This window comes from Bacillus sp. UNC437CL72CviS29, assembly GCF_000482345.1.
GTDB classification, from domain to species: Bacteria; Bacillota; Bacilli; order Bacillales; family Bacillaceae_G; genus Bacillus_A; species Bacillus_A arachidis.
This window is the reverse complement of record NZ_AXVB01000037.1, coordinates 1-15,442: the sequence shown is the minus strand read 5'-3', so window position 1 is coordinate 15,442 and position 15,442 is coordinate 1. Positions and strand designations below refer to the sequence as shown.

Sequence of the window (15,442 nt, the reverse complement as noted above, 5' to 3'; positions counted from 1 at the left end):
AGATGAGATTTCCCATAGCGTAAGCTAGTAAGATCCCTGAAAGATGATCAGGTTGATAGGTTCGAGGTGGAAGCATGGTGACATGTGGAGCTGACGAATACTAATAGATCGAGGACTTAACCATATAATATGAATGCAAATGTTATCTAGTTTTGAAGGAATATGCCTTCAATAGTTTGGTGATGATGGCAGAGAGGTCACACCCGTTCCCATACCGAACACGGAAGTTAAGCTCTCTAGCGCCGATGGTAGTTGGGACCTTGTCCCTGTGAGAGTAGGACGTCGCCAAGCAATTAAAGCACGAGTCAATTGACTCGTGCTTTTTTTATTTCCTAAGAAATCGGAGAGTGTTGACCTAGTAAAAATAATAAAACATAGTAAGGGATTTTTTTTGCGGAAACCCCTAAAAATTGATAAATAAATGGGTAATCTTCAGAGGCGTAGCTTCCTAATAAGTCGTACCACCAGTCAGTCTCGTAGCGAGAAATCATACTTAAATTGTAGAGTAATAAATAATGTATGAGTAGTTCTGGTAAGAGTGATTTACAATCTCTTACATCTTTAGTTATTGGCAAATAATAAGTGCTGGTATTGCAATCATAAGAAAATGGTGTACTGTATAAAGGGTTCCATGTTTTAGAGGAAGCTGAAAATAACAAATCAGATTCAGCCTCTTCACTCGGTATGTACTGTATAAAGAGGTGCTTACAAGATGTTTCTATGTAACGAGAAAAACGTTCTTGCGTCATGTGTAAGCGATCAAGTATGCCAGAGGAAAATGAAATATGCTGTTCGTCTACCACATTAACTTTATATAATATTTTCTCTTTTTGACTATGTTGAAATAGGGTTTTTAATTCAGGAATTTTCCCCATTAGTTCTAGCATAATAAATTTTTCTGCCTCTAAGTGTTTCATGTGAAACATCCGTTCTGCAACATGAGTGAATAATCCATTTTTCTGTACTTTAACCTCATCCTCTAAAAACTGGTATCCTTGTTTTTTTCGTTTACGCGTTGTAACTCCATGAGCTAAGACGGTTGTTGATTCTGGATAGTTTGGATCAACGGTTAATAAACATGCTTTTAAAAGTTGACTCATCCCGTAAAATAACAACATAGGTTGAATAGAGAAAGGTGCAGTTTTACATAATTCATAATAACTTTTTCCGTGTTCCAAATAATAAATGAAAGGATAGCAATTCTCGAAACTTTTCTTTTCAGCGTTTTCAATTGGTAATTTTTCATAACAGCGGGCAAGATAACGCTGTACATGTTGGGATGAAAAAAAGAAACTTAGTTGCTGCCAAGTATAAGATGGATGATGCATATATTACGCTCCTTTTATTGTCTAAAAATTCTAACATATATGTACGTTCTTGACAGTATTTTAACCAATTGTTAAGCTACTAATAATAATTTCTGGTATCATGGGGGGAACAATTATGTGGGAATCTAAATTTGTTAAAGAAGGTTTGACATTCGATGATGTATTACTTGTACCAGCGAAGTCAGATGTATTGCCAAGAGAAGTGAGTGTTAAAACAGTTCTATCCGAAAGCTTGCAGTTAAACATTCCTTTAATTAGCGCAGGGATGGATACAGTAACAGAAGCTGATATGGCTATTGCAATGGCGCGTCAAGGCGGTTTAGGGATTATTCATAAGAATATGTCTATCGAGCAACAAGCTGAGCAGGTTGATAAAGTAAAACGCTCTGAAAGCGGCGTTATCTCAGATCCTTTCTTTTTAACTCCAGAACATCAAGTATATGATGCAGAACATCTTATGGGAAAATATCGTATCTCAGGTGTACCAATTGTAAATAATTTAGAAGAGCAAAAATTAGTTGGTATTATTACAAACCGTGATATGCGTTTTATCCAAGATTATTCCATCAAAATTTCCGATGTGATGACAAAGGAGCAATTGATTACAGCTCCAGTTGGTACAACACTAGAAGAAGCTGAAAAGATCCTACAGAAATACAAAATTGAAAAGCTCCCTCTTCTTGATAATAGCGGTGTATTACAAGGGCTTATCACCATTAAAGATATTGAAAAAGTAATTGAGTTTCCAAACTCTGCAAAAGATAAACAAGGTCGTTTATTAGTTGGAGCAGCAGTTGGTGTAACTGCAGATGCTATTCTTCGTATCGATGCATTAGTAAAAGCAAACGTAGACGTAATTGTACTTGATACAGCTCACGGACATTCTCAAGGTGTTATTGAGAAAGTAAAAGAAGTTCGTGCAAAGTATCCGACATTGAACATTATTGCAGGTAACGTTGCCACAGCTGAAGCAACACGCGCATTAATTGAAGCAGGTGCAAATGTTATCAAAGTTGGTATTGGACCAGGTTCTATCTGTACAACACGTGTTGTAGCTGGTGTTGGTGTACCGCAATTAACGGCAGTATATGATTGTGCGACAGAAGCTCGTAAACACGGTATCCCAGTTATTGCTGACGGTGGTATTAAATACTCTGGAGATATGGTAAAAGCTTTAGCAGCAGGAGCAAACGTTGTAATGCTTGGTAGTATGTTTGCTGGTGTAGCTGAAAGCCCAGGAGAAACTGAAATTTACCAAGGTCGCCAATTTAAAGTATATCGCGGTATGGGTTCTGTTGGAGCGATGGAAAAAGGAAGTAAAGATCGTTATTTCCAAGAAGGAAACAAAAAACTTGTTCCAGAAGGTATCGAAGGCCGTGTACCATTTAAGGGACCTCTAGCTGATACAGTTCACCAATTAGTTGGTGGATTACGTGCAGGTATGGGATATTGTGGAGCAAATGACTTAGAATTCTTACGTGAGAATGCACAATTCATTCGTATGTCAGGTGCTGGTTTACGTGAGAGTCACCCACATCACGTACAAATTACAAAAGAGGCTCCAAATTACTCTTTATAATGTCTTATATGTAAATAGATGGAGATTTGATATCTCTGTCTATTTTTTTTTGATTATGTTAGAATAACGGTTATGTGAGTACAAAGATATTGGGGGTAACAGAAGTGAAAGGTATGTTTTGCAAGCGATTCATTGCAATGGTAACAGTGCTTACACTATTTTGCAGCATGTTTGTTACATATGGCAGTGCATCAGCAGAAACGGGTGCTGCTTTAAACGTTGAAGCAGGAGCAGCAATTTTAGTAGAAGCAAATTCAGGGAAAATTTTGTATCAAAAAAATGCAGATGAATTATTAGCAATTGCTAGTATGACGAAAATGATGAGTGAATACTTAATTAATGAGTCGGTGGCTAAAGGGAAACTTAAGTGGGACCAAAAGGTAACAGTTTCTGAATATGCACATAAGATTTCACAAGATCGCTCATTATCAAACGTTCCATTAGAAAATGGTGGCTCTTATACGGTAAAAGAGTTATATGAGGCAATGGCAATCTATTCTGCAAATGGTGCAACGATTGCTTTAGCAGAAGCAGCTGCAGGTAAAGAAGTAGACTTTGTAAAAATGATGAATGATAAGGCGAAAGAGTTTGGATTAAAAAATTATAAATTCGTAAACTCTACAGGCTTAACAAACCATGATTTAAAAGGACACCATCCTGAAGGCACAACACCGGATGAAGAAAATAAAATGTCTGCGAGAGAGGTCGCGATTTTAGCGCAACGTCTAATTCAAGATTTCCCTAAAGTATTAGATACAGCGAAAATTCCGAAAAAAGTGTTCCAAGAAGGTGGAAAATATCCTGTTAAAATGGATAACTGGAACTGGATGCTAAAAGGACTAGTTAAGGAATATGAAGGTGTAGATGGCTTGAAAACAGGATCTACTCCAGAAGCTGGAGATTGTTTTACAGGTACAGCGGAAAGAAATGGTATGCGTTTAATTTCTGTCGTTATTAAAACAAATTCTCATACAGCACGTTTTGACGAAACAAAAAAATTATTTGATTATGGCTTTACAAACTTCGATGTGAAAAAAGTGTATCCAAAAGGTTCTGCAATAAAAGGGCATGAAACTGTACGAGTAGAAAATGCAAAAGATAAAGATGTTACATTACAAACGAAACAAGCTGTTACACTTCCGATACCAAAAGGAAGTAAAGATGTATATAAAACAGAATTTAAAGATACAGGTAAAGAAAAAGAAGCACCAATTAAAAAAGGTACAACACTTGGTCAAATGGTTGTATCCCCTAAAGATAATAATGACCCTGGATTTTTATCAGGTAAATCATTACAAGTAGATCTTGTTACAAAATCAGAAGTAGAAAAAGCAAACTGGTTTACACGCTCTATGCGTGGCGTTGGCTCTTTCTTTAGTGGAATTTGGAATAGTGCTGTTGACACAGTAAAAGGTTGGTTTTAAGAGCTCCTCATTGTAGGAGCTTTTTTTTATTCCATTTTTCATACCGACTTTATGAAAAAGTAGTGGACAAGCCTCTAATAGTTAGTGGTAGAATGTAAGAGTATTCTTAATTTTCGCCTTTAACGGGGAAAAGCAATTCACCTAGGGGGGTTTTTGTACATGACAAATGTAACAGGGACAGAACGTGTAAAACGTGGAATGGCAGAAATGCAAAAAGGCGGCGTTATCATGGACGTAGTTAACGCTGAGCAAGCAAAAATTGCAGAAGAAGCGGGCGCAGTTGCAGTTATGGCACTAGAACGCGTTCCTGCAGATATTCGTGCAGCAGGTGGCGTTGCACGTATGGCAGATCCAACAATTGTTGAAGAGGTTATGGGTGCCGTATCAATTCCGGTTATGGCAAAATGCCGTATTGGTCACCTTGTGGAAGCACGTGTGCTAGAATCATTAGGGGTAGACTACATTGATGAGAGTGAAGTATTAACTCCAGCTGATGAAGTATATCATTTAAATAAACGTGATTACACTGTTCCATTTGTATGTGGATGTCGTGATATTGGAGAGGCAGCGCGTCGTATTGCAGAAGGCGCATCTATGCTTCGTACAAAAGGCGAGCCTGGAACAGGAAACATTGTAGAAGCAGTGCGACATATGCGTCAAGTAAACGCTGAAATCCGTCAAGTTGCGAACCTACGTGAAGACGAATTAATGACATATGCAAAAAATACTGGTGCTCCATATGAAGTATTACTGGAAATTAAACGTCTTGGTCGTCTGCCAGTTGTAAACTTTGCAGCAGGTGGTGTAGCAACGCCAGCAGATGCTGCATTAATGATGCAACTTGGTGCAGATGGTGTGTTCGTAGGATCTGGTATCTTCAAATCAGAAAACCCAGAAAAATTCGCACGTGCAATTGTTGAAGCAACGACACATTACGAAGATTATGAACTAATTGCAAGCCTTTCTAAAGGATTGGGTACTGCAATGAAAGGTGTCGAAATTTCAACATTATTACCAGAACAACGCATGCAAGAGCGCGGTTGGTAATTAAAGGAGATTTTGAAATGGTTAAAGTCGGTGTATTAGGTCTTCAAGGTGCTGTTCGTGAGCATGTAAAAGCAGTTGAAGCAAGTGGTGCAGAAGCTGTAATTGTAAAACGTATAGAACAACTTGAAGAAATTGATGGTCTTATTTTGCCAGGTGGGGAAAGTACAACAATGCGTCGTCTTATTGATAAGTACGATTTTATGGAACCACTTCGTGAATTTGCGAAATCTGGTAAACCAATGTTTGGTACGTGTGCAGGTATGATTTTACTTGCAAACAATCTTATTGGTTATGAAGAATCTCATATCGGTGCTATGGATATTACAGTTGAACGTAATGCGTTTGGACGCCAAAAGGATAGCTTCGAAGCTGCCCTTTCGATAAAAGGGGTAGGAGAAGACTTTATTGGTGTATTTATTCGTGCACCATACGTTGTAAGTGTAGGGGACAACGTAGAAATTCTTTCTATGCACAATGATCGAATGGTAGCAGTAAGACAAGGACCGTTTTTAGCAGCTTCTTTCCATCCGGAGTTAACGGATGATCATCGTGTTACAGCATATTTTGTGCAAATGGTGAAAGAAGAAAAAATGAAAAAAGTTGTATAAGTAACTTGCAACTTGTATAAGATTATAGTAAATTGATGGTAACAATTTTATAAAATAAACGTGTTGATAGGAAATAGTAACAAATAGTGTTTCTTATAGAGAGTCGGTGGTTGGTGGAAACCGATAGAAACAGTTTGTGAATCCATCCTGGAATGAAATGTGGAATATCTTTATGATTAGTAAACATTTCCGGTGAAGAGTCGTTATTTCTACTTGAGAGGAAAGCAACATTGCTTTCAACTAGGGTGGCAACGCGGGTTAACTCCCGTCCCTTTTTATAGGGACGGGAGTTTTTTGTGTTTTATAAAATAAAAGGAGGAATATATAATGCTTGATATTAAATTTTTACGTGCGAATTTTGAAGAAGTAAAAGCAAAGTTACAGCATAGAGGCGAAGATTTAACTGATTTCGGCCGTTTCGAAGAACTAGATACAAGAAGAAGAGAGTTGCTTGTTCAAACGGAAGAGTTAAAAAGCAAGCGGAATGAAGTATCTCAACAAATTTCTGTATTAAAGCGTGAAAAGAAAGATGCAGAAGCGCTAATCTTAGAAATGCGTGAAGTAGGAGAAAAAGTAAAAGACTTTGATAATGAGCTTCGTACAGTTGAAGAAGATTTAGAAAGATTAATGCTTTCTATCCCAAATATCCCTCATGAATCTGCGCCAATTGGTGACACAGAAGATGATAACGTGGTAGCTCGTACTTGGGGAGAAGTAAAAGAATTTAATTTTGAACCAAAACCTCATTGGGATCTTGCAACTGACTTAGGGATTTTAGATTTCGAGCGTGCTGCTAAAGTAACGGGAAGCCGCTTTGTATTTTCTAAAGGTGCAGGTGCAAAGTTAGAACGTGCTTTAATTAGTTTTATGCTTGATCTTCACACAGAAGAACATGGATATGAAGAAGTGTTGCCTCCATATATGGTAAATCGGGCAAGCATGACAGGGACAGGGCAGCTCCCGAAATTTGAAGAAGATGCATTCCGTATTGAAAGTGAAGACTATTTCTTGATTCCTACAGCTGAAGTACCTGTAACAAATATGCATCGTGATGAGATTTTAAGTGCAGACCAATTGCCAATTCGTTATGCAGCATTTAGTGCATGCTTCCGTTCTGAAGCAGGTTCAGCTGGTCGTGATACACGTGGTTTAATCCGTCAGCATCAATTTAATAAAGTTGAGCTTGTGAAATTTGTTAAACCAGAAGATTCTTATGAAGAATTAGAAAAATTAACAAATGATGCAGAACGCGTGTTACAATTATTAGGTCTACCATATCGTGTTATGAGCATGTGTACAGGAGATTTAGGATTTACAGCAGCGAAGAAATATGATATCGAAGTATGGATTCCAAGTTATGGAACATATCGTGAGATTTCTTCTTGTAGTAACTTTGAAGCTTTCCAAGCAAGACGTGCGAATATTCGTTTCCGTCGTGAACCAAATGCTAAACCAGAACCTGTTCATACACTAAATGGATCTGGACTTGCAATTGGACGTACAGTTGCAGCGATTTTAGAAAACTACCAGCAAGAAGATGGTACAATTATAATTCCAGAAGTTCTTCGCCCTTATATGGGAGGAAAAACAGTTATTAAATAAATTAAAACTTTCATCGGTATGAGTGATTGGTAATTCCAGGTGTTGTCAGTAGCAACATGAAGGGAAAGGAAAAGTAACATTTTCCTTTCCTCATAATTTATGATGGTAGGGTTGACTAACTGTTTTTCTTTTGATATTATATTGGATGTCAATATGGAGGTATACCCAAGTCTGGCTGAAGGGATCGGTCTTGAAAACCGACAGGCGGCGAGAGTCGCGCGGGGGTTCGAATCCCTCTACCTCCTCCAGATATAATTGACAACAGCGCATATAAGTGGAGATTGGAGAACTCGTTACCAACACGTAACGAGTTTTTATTTTAAAGCCAATCAGAAAGTATGATGTAAGGTGAAGTTTGGCCTTATGAAACACTCATATTCCGATGATTATCTTCATAGATATGAAAGGAGTCAACATGGATCTTATTATACAAACATTTCCTCTAGATGGAAAAACTTTATATTATGTACAATGCCCAGTCTGTAAGAACAATAGAATTTTAAATAGTGGTGCAAACGTATCTCGTATTATAAGTGATGATACATTCCGTAAACTTTGCGGTTGTACTTGTAATGTGAAGAAAGAAGCGAAAAAAGTAGAGGCACCGAAAAAAACTGCTGAAAAAGATGCAGCTCCAAAACGTACTGGTAAAGTATTAACAGCAATTATTAATGGAAAAGAAATGACTGTTAAAGAAATTGCTGAAGCATATGATATTAGTACAAGCACCGTTCGTCAGCGTATTAATGCTGGGAAACCTGAGAGCGAAATTATTGCTCCAACGAAAAAGAAGAAGTAAGTTAATGGAAAAACCCGTGCATCTGCACGGGTTTTTTATTTCACAAGCTTACGTGTTTGGTTTAAAAAATGTCCAATTTTCTTAATGATTGGTTCAATCGAGCTTTCATCTTTTAAGATATCATATTCATTAATATTTAGACGCAGGATTGGACATGAGTTAAAGTTATTAATCCAATTTTCATAACGCCCGTGCATTTCTTGCCAATACTCAATTGGTGTTTGTTGTTCCATTGGGCGACCACGTTCTTGAATGCGACTGACAATATCATCAAAAGAACCTTCTAAATAGATTAATAAGTCTGGATGAGGGAAGTAAGGTGTCATAACCATTGCATCGAACAACCCTTTGTATGTTTCATAGTCCGTTTCCGTCATTGTTCCTTTTTCGTGATGCATTTTTGCAAAAATACCAGTATCTTCATAGATAGAGCGATCTTGTACAAAGCCACCGCCGTATTCGAAGATTCTTTTTTGTTCTTTAAATCTTTCTGCCAAAAAATAAACTTGTAAGTGGAAGCTCCAGCGTGTGAAATCACCATAGAACTTATCTAAATATGGATTCGAATCTACTTTTTCAAATGATGTACGGTAACCTAAAGCGTTAGCCAGTGCAGTTGTCATAGTTGATTTACCAACTCCGACTGTACCAGCAATTGTAATTACTGCATCATTTGGTATATCATACTTTTGCCTTAAATTCATTGCTATTTCGTCCCCTTTGAGAGTGTATTTTGGAGAGTGGATAAAATTACATTCAAGTCTTCACTATTTTTAATGAAATCCATGTTATCTCCATTGAATTTTAACACTGGAATATCAGGATGGTCTTTTTTAAAGGCATCCATTGCCGTTTCGTAATCTTTGGTAAGTTGTAGTAAGTAATTTGGATCCATGTTTTTCTCAAATTCACGTCCACGCATCGCGATCCGTTTTTGTAATGTTTCTAGGCTTGCTGTTAAATATACAATGACATTTGGTACGGGCATATCTTGCGTAAGAATACGATAAATTTGCATGTACTTGTCATATTGAGCGTCTTTTAATGTGCGAGATGCAAAAATTAAATTTTTAAATATATGATAATCTGCTACTACTGGCTTACGCTGATTCAAGTATTTTATATTAATGTCTTCCAATTGTTTATAGCGATTGCAAAGAAAGAACATTTCTGTTTGAAAACTCCATTCTTCAATGTTTTCATAAAACTTTCCTAAGAAAGGATTTTCATCAACAATTTCTTTTAATAAATGGAGTTGCATGTGAGTTGAAATTTCCTTCGCAAGTGAAGTTTTTCCAACACCGATTGGTCCTTCAACCGTAATAAATGGTACTCCGGTCACGCTGTTTCCTCCTTTCAATTCATAATTTCCTGTAAATAAAAAGCACAAAACAGAATTATTGTAGCATAAGAGGGAAGCAAGCGGACTAATTTGTCATAAAAAGTTAGAAAATCGACGCATGCTATTCAAATTTTAATTGAGGAGAGGGCATGATATTTGCCTTTAATGTCGTTTCCATTATTTTTAAAGCGTGTTTATTATCTTGATCAGAATTAGAAGCAGTACAATCTTGAGGTACATATAATGTGTAGTTTCTCATATGAGCATCATTCGCTGTAAAAAGGATGCATATGTTTCCCGCAATCCCTGTTATGATAAGTTTTTCAACCTTTAAATGTCCTAATAAAGAATTTAAGGGAGTTTCATAAAATGCCGAATAATGTGGTTTAATAAAAACATAGTCATCTGTGCTGGGGGCAATTGCTTGTATAATGTTTTTGCTATAATTATTTGTGCAATGAGTAATAAGTTGGTCGATATCAGCTCTCCATAGTTGGTAATGATCGTTAATATAAATAACAGGATAACCATTCATTTTCATTGTTCGTTTTAATTGTAAGATGGGCTCTATAATTATTTGACATTTTTTTGAAAGGATTGGCCCGTGTGAGAATTGAAAGTCATTAATCATGTCAATAATGAGTAGTGCAGTATTTTTCATATGTAGTCACCCTTTCTTTTCTTTAGGTTGGATTGAATGTGTGAAAGTTATCCTGTATCTGTAAGAAGAAGGATAATTGAATAGTACGTATATGAATATAAATGAAAAAAAGCATGGACTCATTCTTTTAGAGCGGGAGAGAGGTTGCGATCCTGCATAGAAGTGATCAAATCCTTTTCCTGCCCCATGCCAGGTGAAACTGAAAGGAAAAAATGAGTGGAGATCAATTTTTATTCTGTTTAGCAGGGGATTATATACTCAAAAATCAAAATGGGTTGATATAGGAGTAAAGGGTTATAATACTTTATTCGTAATGAGAGGACTGTATTATGGAACAAGACATTTATTTTATGCAGCTTGCAATAGAAGAAGCAAAGAAGGCTGAAGGAATTCAAGAAGTTCCAATTGGAGCTGTTATTGTACTAGATGGGGAAGTGATCAGCGTTGCTCATAATTTAAGGGAGACAGAGCAACGATCAATCGCTCATGCAGAGTTATTAGCTATAGATGAAGCTTGCAAAAAGTTAGGTACGTGGCGCCTAGAAAACGCTACGCTATATGTTACATTAGAGCCATGCCCAATGTGCGCAGGCGGACTTGTTTTATCGCGTGTAAAACGTGTGGTATATGGTGCAAGTGATCCAAAAGGCGGATGTGCAGGTACGTTAATGAACCTTTTAACCGATGAGCGTTTTAATCATCAATGTGAAGTAGTATCTGGTGTGATGGAAGAAGAGTGTGGAGCGTTGTTAACAAACTTTTTTAAGGGGCTGCGAAAAAAGAGAAAAGAGCAAAAGAAAAAATTGGATGAAAATATTGCTCGTTAACAGGTTTGCAATTTATGAAGAAACAAGTTATACTGATAATGCCTTCAATAAGGCAACCGAATATTGGTTTTAACTTTGCCGTGCTAAGCGGGGAGGTAGCGGTGCCCTGTACTCGCAATCCGCTCTAGCGAGGCCGAATCCCTTCTCGAGGTTATGTTGCTGTAAGGCCTGCCTTAAGTAAGTGGTGTTGACGTTTGGGTCCTGCGCAACGGGACCCCGTGAACCTTGTCAGGTCCGGAAGGAAGCAGCAATAAGCGGGTCTTCTCGTGTGCCGCAGGAGTGCCTGAACCGAGCTAACTGCTTAAGTAACGCTTATGGTACGTAATCGACAGAAGGTGCACGGCAGTTATATATGTATACAAAACCCACCTCATACAAAGAGGTGGGTTTTTTGCATAGAAAATAACTTTTGGAATCTATAAACAGAATGGGTTATAATATACAAGATAATAACCTTTGAGGGAGGCCGTATTTTCGTGTCATACCAAGCGTTATACCGAACATGGAGGCCGCAAAAGTTTGAAGATGTAGTTGGTCAAAAGCACGTAACAAAAACGTTGCAGAATGCCCTTCTTCAGGAGAAAGCTTCGCATGCTTATTTGTTTTCTGGCCCGAGAGGAACAGGTAAAACGACAATTGCAAAAGTATTTGCAAAGGCAATTAACTGTGAGCATGCTCCAGTAGCTGAACCTTGTAATGAATGTCCTGCGTGTTTAGGCATTACAAAAGGGTCTATTTCGGATGTATTAGAAATTGATGCGGCTTCAAATAACGGTGTAGATGAAATTCGAGATATAAGAGATAAAGTAAAGTATGCCCCAAGTGCAGTGAGATATAAAGTATACATTATCGATGAGGTTCACATGCTTTCTATGGGGGCTTTTAATGCGCTGTTAAAGACATTAGAAGAGCCGCCATCACATGTTATCTTTATTTTGGCGACAACAGAGCCTCATAAAATTCCACCTACAATCATTTCACGCTGTCAACGCTTCGAATTTCGAAAGATATCAGTACATGACATTGTAGAGAGACTAGCGACAGTTGTTACAAATGAAGGTACAAAGGTAGAAGATGAGGCGTTGCAAATTGTTGCACGTGCTGCTGAAGGTGGCATGCGTGATGCGCTTAGTCTGATTGATCAGGCTATTTCTTATAGCGATGAGATTGTTACGACTGAGGACGTCTTAGCGGTAACAGGTTCTGTTTCTCAACAATATTTAGGTAATCTTGTAGAATGTATAAGAGAGAATGATGTATCAAGAGCGTTGCGTATTATTGATGATATGATGAGTAAAGGAAAAGACCCAGTTCGTTTTATGGAAGACTTCATTTACTATTATCGTGATATGCTTTTATATCAAACTTCACCACAATTAGAACATATGTTAGAACGAGTAATTGTAGATGAACAGTTCCGTATGCTAAGTGAAGCGATGCAACCTGAGATCATTTATGAAATTATTCATACACTTAGTAAGGGGCAACAGGAGATGAAGTGGACAAATCATCCGCGAATTTTCCTAGAGGTTGTTATGGTACAACTTTGCCAGCAGTTTATGGTACAAGCAAATGGTACGGATCGTTTGCAAGCAATTATAAACAGAATGCAACAATTAGAAAAAGAATTGGAACATGTGAAGAAAAATGGAGTACCAGCTGGTGTAGGACAGGAAGTAAGAGAGACACGTGCAGCACCGAAACCTGTGCGGACAGGGAATATGAAAATTCCTGTTGGTCGTGTACATGAGGTGTTAAAGCAGGCAAAACGCCAAAATTTAGAACAGCTAAAAGGTGTATGGGGTGAGTTGTTAGGAAGACTTAAATCCTATAACAAAGTGGCTTTTGCTGTATTATTAGAAAATAGTGAACCAGTAGCAGCTTCTGAGGATTCTTATGTTTTAGCTTTCCAATATGAGATACATTGCAAAATGGCAAGTGAAAATCGTGATGCGATGGATACTGTAGAGCAGATTCTCTTTGAATTGCTTAGTAAAAGGTTAAACATGATTGCAATTCCAAAGAGTGAGTGGGGGAAAATACGAGAGGAATTTTTACAGCGTGAAGGTGGAAATTCAGAAGAAGCTGCAGAACAAAAAGTAGATCCCCTCGTAGATGAGGCGGTAAAATTAGTAGGGCAACAACTTATTGAAATAAAAGAATAACAATAACTAGGAGGAATTTATTATGATGCGTGGCGGAATGGGAAATATGAATAACATGATGAAGCAAATGCAAAAGATGCAAAAGCAAATGGCGAAAGCACAAGAGGAACTTGGTGAAAAAACAGTTGAGGGTACAGCAGGTGGCGGAATGGTTACGGTTATCGCAAATGGTCACAAGCAAATTCTTGATGTAAAAATTAAAGAAGAAGTTGTAGATCCAGAAGATATTGAAATGTTACAAGATCTTGTATTAGCTGCAACAAATGATGCAATTAAGCAAGCTGAGGAACTTTCAAACTCTACAATGGGGCAATTTACAAAAGGCTTAAACTTACCAGGTGGAATGTTCTAGTAGGAGGATATTGAAACATGCATTATCCAGAACCGATTTCAAAGCTCATAGATAGCTTTATGAAGTTGCCGGGAATTGGCCCGAAAACGGCTGTTCGATTGGCATTCTTTGTACTAGATATGAAAGAAGATGACGTACTAGACTTTGCTAAATCACTCGTAAATGCAAAGCGAAATTTAACATATTGTTCAGTTTGTGGACATATTACAGATCGTGATCCTTGTTATATTTGCGATGATTCACATCGTGACCAATCAGTTGTTTGTGTTGTGCAAGAAGCAAAAGATGTAATCGCAATGGAAAAAATGAAAGAATATCAAGGTGTCTATCATGTGCTTCGTGGTGCAATTTCGCCAATGGAGGGAATTGGTCCAGAGGATATTAATATTCCGCAATTGTTAAAAAGATTACAGGATGAAATTGTACAAGAAGTTATTTTAGCAACAAACCCAAATATTGAAGGGGAAGCTACAGCGATGTATATTTCCCGCCTCTTAAAACCGACAGGTATTAAAGTGACTCGTATTGCGCATGGTCTTCCCGTTGGTGGAGATTTAGAATATGCGGATGAAGTAACGTTATCGAAGGCTTTAGAAGGTCGTAGAGAAGTATAAGAGGAGAAATCAAAATGTTTTTTCAAAAAAAGGGAAAGTTGCGAAAAGAATATGATGATAAGTTAATAGCCTTATTAGAGAAAGTGAAGAATGAGTGGCTACGTCAAAAAAGGATGGTAGAACAAAGTGTTGAACCATCCCAAGATGTGCTGTGTTCTTTGAAATTAGCAGAAGCGAAATACTTTTTCTTGCTAAAAGAAGCAAAGAGGCGTCCGGTAAAAATGGAGCGATGGTAAAGATCCTGGTTTTGTAACCAGGGTCTTTTTATATAATTGAACGGCATTTTTTGTTTCCTTGTCCCATACATATAGAATGTATAAGTTATATAAGGAGGGAGAAAATGAACTCTACATTCGTTATTGGTGGAATCCTAACTTTGATATTTGTTTTGCTGATTTTTGGCGCTTCGATGAGACCATTACAAATCATAGGCAAGATGTTTGTTAAAGTAATGATAGGTGTAGTGTTTTTGTTTGCCGTTAATGTGATTGGAACATACTTTGGTTTTCATATTCCAATTAATATAGGTACAGCTTCTGTTTCTAGCGTTTTGGGAATACCGGGTATTTGTGCTTTAGTTATCATTAAATTATATATAATGCCAGGATGAGAAGCATTTTGGCATTTGTTTTTTAAAAAAATGAAAAAGAGTGTTGACTTATTAATTGTTAATATGATAAATTAATAAGCGTCGTCAACAACGAAAGAAAAAAGAAGTTGACGAATTAATTAAGAAATGTTATATTATGAAAGTCGCTGAAACGCGATATTGAACTTTGAAAACTAAACGAAACAAACAACGTGAAACGTCAATTTTTATTTTAGATGCTAGACAAACTAACTTTATTGGAGAGTTTGATCCTGGCTCAGGATGAACGCTGGCGGCGTGCCTAATACATGCAAGTCGAGCGAACTAATTAAGAGCTTGCTCTTATGAAGTTAGCGGCGGACGGGTGAGTAACACGTGGGTAACCTGCCCATAAGACTGGGATAACTCCGGGAAACCGGGGCTAATACCGGATAACATTTTGCGCTGCATGGTGCGAAATTGAAAGGCGGCTTCGGCTGTCACTTATGGATGGACCCGCGTCGCA

16 protein-coding genes, 1 tRNA gene, 3 rRNA genes, 1 other RNA gene and 1 other annotated feature are annotated in these 15,442 nt (G+C 37.6%); of the genes, 17 read left to right on the top strand and 4 right to left on the bottom strand.

All coding sequences use genetic code 11. The annotated features are described in order from the left end of the window. Both M014_RS0120590 and rrf read left to right on the top strand, forming a co-directional pair. A 23S ribosomal RNA gene (locus M014_RS0120590) occupies nucleotides 1-124 on the top strand; the annotation flags it as partial. A gap of 51 nt (nucleotides 125-175) precedes the next feature. Continuing rightward, a 5S ribosomal RNA gene (gene rrf, locus M014_RS0120585) occupies nucleotides 176-291 on the top strand. 41 nt (nucleotides 292-332) lie between these two features. Here the strand turns inward: rrf and M014_RS0120580 are convergent. Further along, entirely contained in the window at nucleotides 333-1,328 is a 996-nt protein-coding gene (locus tag M014_RS0120580; protein WP_026593376.1) for a YaaC family protein, read from the bottom strand. Nucleotides 1,329-1,443: 115 nt separating this feature from the next. Here M014_RS0120580 and guaB point away from each other — a divergent pair, with 115 nt between their 5' ends. From guaB to M014_RS0120545, 7 genes are all read left to right on the top strand, one after another. Continuing rightward, nucleotides 1,444-2,907 (top strand): IMP dehydrogenase, encoded by a 1,464-nt coding sequence (guaB, locus tag M014_RS0120575; RefSeq protein ID WP_026593375.1) that lies wholly within the window; start codon nucleotides 1,444-1,446, stop codon nucleotides 2,905-2,907. Nucleotides 2,908-3,011: 104 nt separating this feature from the next. Further along, complete coding sequence (locus M014_RS0120570; RefSeq protein WP_026593374.1) at nucleotides 3,012-4,331, top strand: D-alanyl-D-alanine carboxypeptidase family protein; 1,320 nt, start codon at nucleotides 3,012-3,014, stop codon at nucleotides 4,329-4,331. Nucleotides 4,332-4,490: 159 nt separating this feature from the next. Then, nucleotides 4,491-5,378 (top strand): pyridoxal 5'-phosphate synthase lyase subunit PdxS, encoded by an 888-nt coding sequence (gene pdxS / locus M014_RS0120565; protein ID WP_026593373.1) that lies wholly within the window; start codon nucleotides 4,491-4,493, stop codon nucleotides 5,376-5,378. A 17-nt stretch (nucleotides 5,379-5,395) separates the two neighbouring features. Continuing rightward, the gene (pdxT, locus tag M014_RS0120560) at nucleotides 5,396-5,986 is read left to right on the top strand and encodes a pyridoxal 5'-phosphate synthase glutaminase subunit PdxT (protein WP_026593372.1); all 591 of its coding nucleotides are present in this window, start codon (nucleotides 5,396-5,398) and stop codon (nucleotides 5,984-5,986) included. A 54-nt stretch (nucleotides 5,987-6,040) separates the two neighbouring features. Further along, nucleotides 6,041-6,262 (top strand) — a binding site (T-box leader). A gap of 51 nt (nucleotides 6,263-6,313) precedes the next feature. Then, a complete protein-coding gene (gene serS, locus M014_RS0120555; RefSeq protein WP_026593371.1) occupies nucleotides 6,314-7,588 on the top strand; it encodes a serine--tRNA ligase in 1,275 nt (424 codons plus the stop codon). A gap of 155 nt (nucleotides 7,589-7,743) precedes the next feature. Continuing rightward, nucleotides 7,744-7,836: transfer RNA gene (locus M014_RS0120550), tRNA-Ser, on the top strand. Between the two features lie 167 nt (nucleotides 7,837-8,003). After that, nucleotides 8,004-8,387, top strand: coding sequence for a DUF3797 domain-containing protein (locus tag M014_RS0120545; protein ID WP_026593370.1), 384 nt, complete (start codon nucleotides 8,004-8,006; stop codon nucleotides 8,385-8,387). Between the two features lie 35 nt (nucleotides 8,388-8,422). Here the strand turns inward: M014_RS0120545 and M014_RS0120540 are convergent, their stop codons facing one another. From M014_RS0120540 to M014_RS0120530, 3 genes are all read right to left on the bottom strand, one after another. Further along, entirely contained in the window at nucleotides 8,423-9,091 is a 669-nt protein-coding gene (locus tag M014_RS0120540; protein ID WP_026593369.1) for a deoxynucleoside kinase, read from the bottom strand. Nucleotides 9,092-9,093: 2 nt separating this feature from the next. Continuing rightward, complete coding sequence (locus tag M014_RS0120535) at nucleotides 9,094-9,729, bottom strand: deoxynucleoside kinase (protein WP_026593368.1); 636 nt, start codon at nucleotides 9,727-9,729, stop codon at nucleotides 9,094-9,096. Between the two features lie 121 nt (nucleotides 9,730-9,850). Continuing rightward, nucleotides 9,851-10,390: an isochorismatase family cysteine hydrolase gene (locus M014_RS0120530; RefSeq protein WP_026593367.1), complete on the bottom strand. Its 540-nt coding sequence runs from the start codon at nucleotides 10,388-10,390 to the stop codon at nucleotides 9,851-9,853. A gap of 329 nt (nucleotides 10,391-10,719) precedes the next feature. Between M014_RS0120530 and tadA the strand changes: the two genes are divergently transcribed. The 8 genes from tadA to M014_RS0120495 all read left to right on the top strand — a co-directional run. Further along, a complete protein-coding gene (tadA, locus tag M014_RS0120525; protein ID WP_026593366.1) occupies nucleotides 10,720-11,217 on the top strand; it encodes a tRNA adenosine(34) deaminase TadA in 498 nt (165 codons plus the stop codon). A 78-nt stretch (nucleotides 11,218-11,295) separates the two neighbouring features. Further along, an RNA gene (ffs, locus tag M014_RS28770) (signal recognition particle sRNA large type) lies at nucleotides 11,296-11,560 on the top strand. A 133-nt stretch (nucleotides 11,561-11,693) separates the two neighbouring features. Continuing rightward, entirely contained in the window at nucleotides 11,694-13,382 is a 1,689-nt protein-coding gene (gene dnaX / locus M014_RS0120520) for a DNA polymerase III subunit gamma/tau (protein WP_026593365.1), read from the top strand. Nucleotides 13,383-13,407: 25 nt separating this feature from the next. Next, nucleotides 13,408-13,734, top strand: coding sequence for a YbaB/EbfC family nucleoid-associated protein (locus tag M014_RS0120515; RefSeq protein ID WP_170833727.1), 327 nt, complete (start codon nucleotides 13,408-13,410; stop codon nucleotides 13,732-13,734). 17 nt (nucleotides 13,735-13,751) lie between these two features. Continuing rightward, nucleotides 13,752-14,348 carry a recombination protein RecR gene (gene recR / locus M014_RS0120510; protein ID WP_026593363.1) on the top strand — a complete coding sequence of 199 codons (597 nt, stop codon included), beginning with the start codon at nucleotides 13,752-13,754 and terminating at the stop codon, nucleotides 14,346-14,348. Between the two features lie 14 nt (nucleotides 14,349-14,362). Continuing rightward, nucleotides 14,363-14,584, top strand: a complete 222-nt coding sequence (locus tag M014_RS0120505) for a YaaL family protein (RefSeq protein WP_026593362.1) — start codon at nucleotides 14,363-14,365, stop codon at nucleotides 14,582-14,584. 104 nt (nucleotides 14,585-14,688) lie between these two features. Further along, nucleotides 14,689-14,958, top strand: coding sequence for a pro-sigmaK processing inhibitor BofA family protein (locus M014_RS0120500; protein WP_026593361.1), 270 nt, complete (start codon nucleotides 14,689-14,691; stop codon nucleotides 14,956-14,958). A 233-nt stretch (nucleotides 14,959-15,191) separates the two neighbouring features. Then, nucleotides 15,192-15,442, top strand: a 16S ribosomal RNA gene (locus M014_RS0120495); the annotation flags it as partial.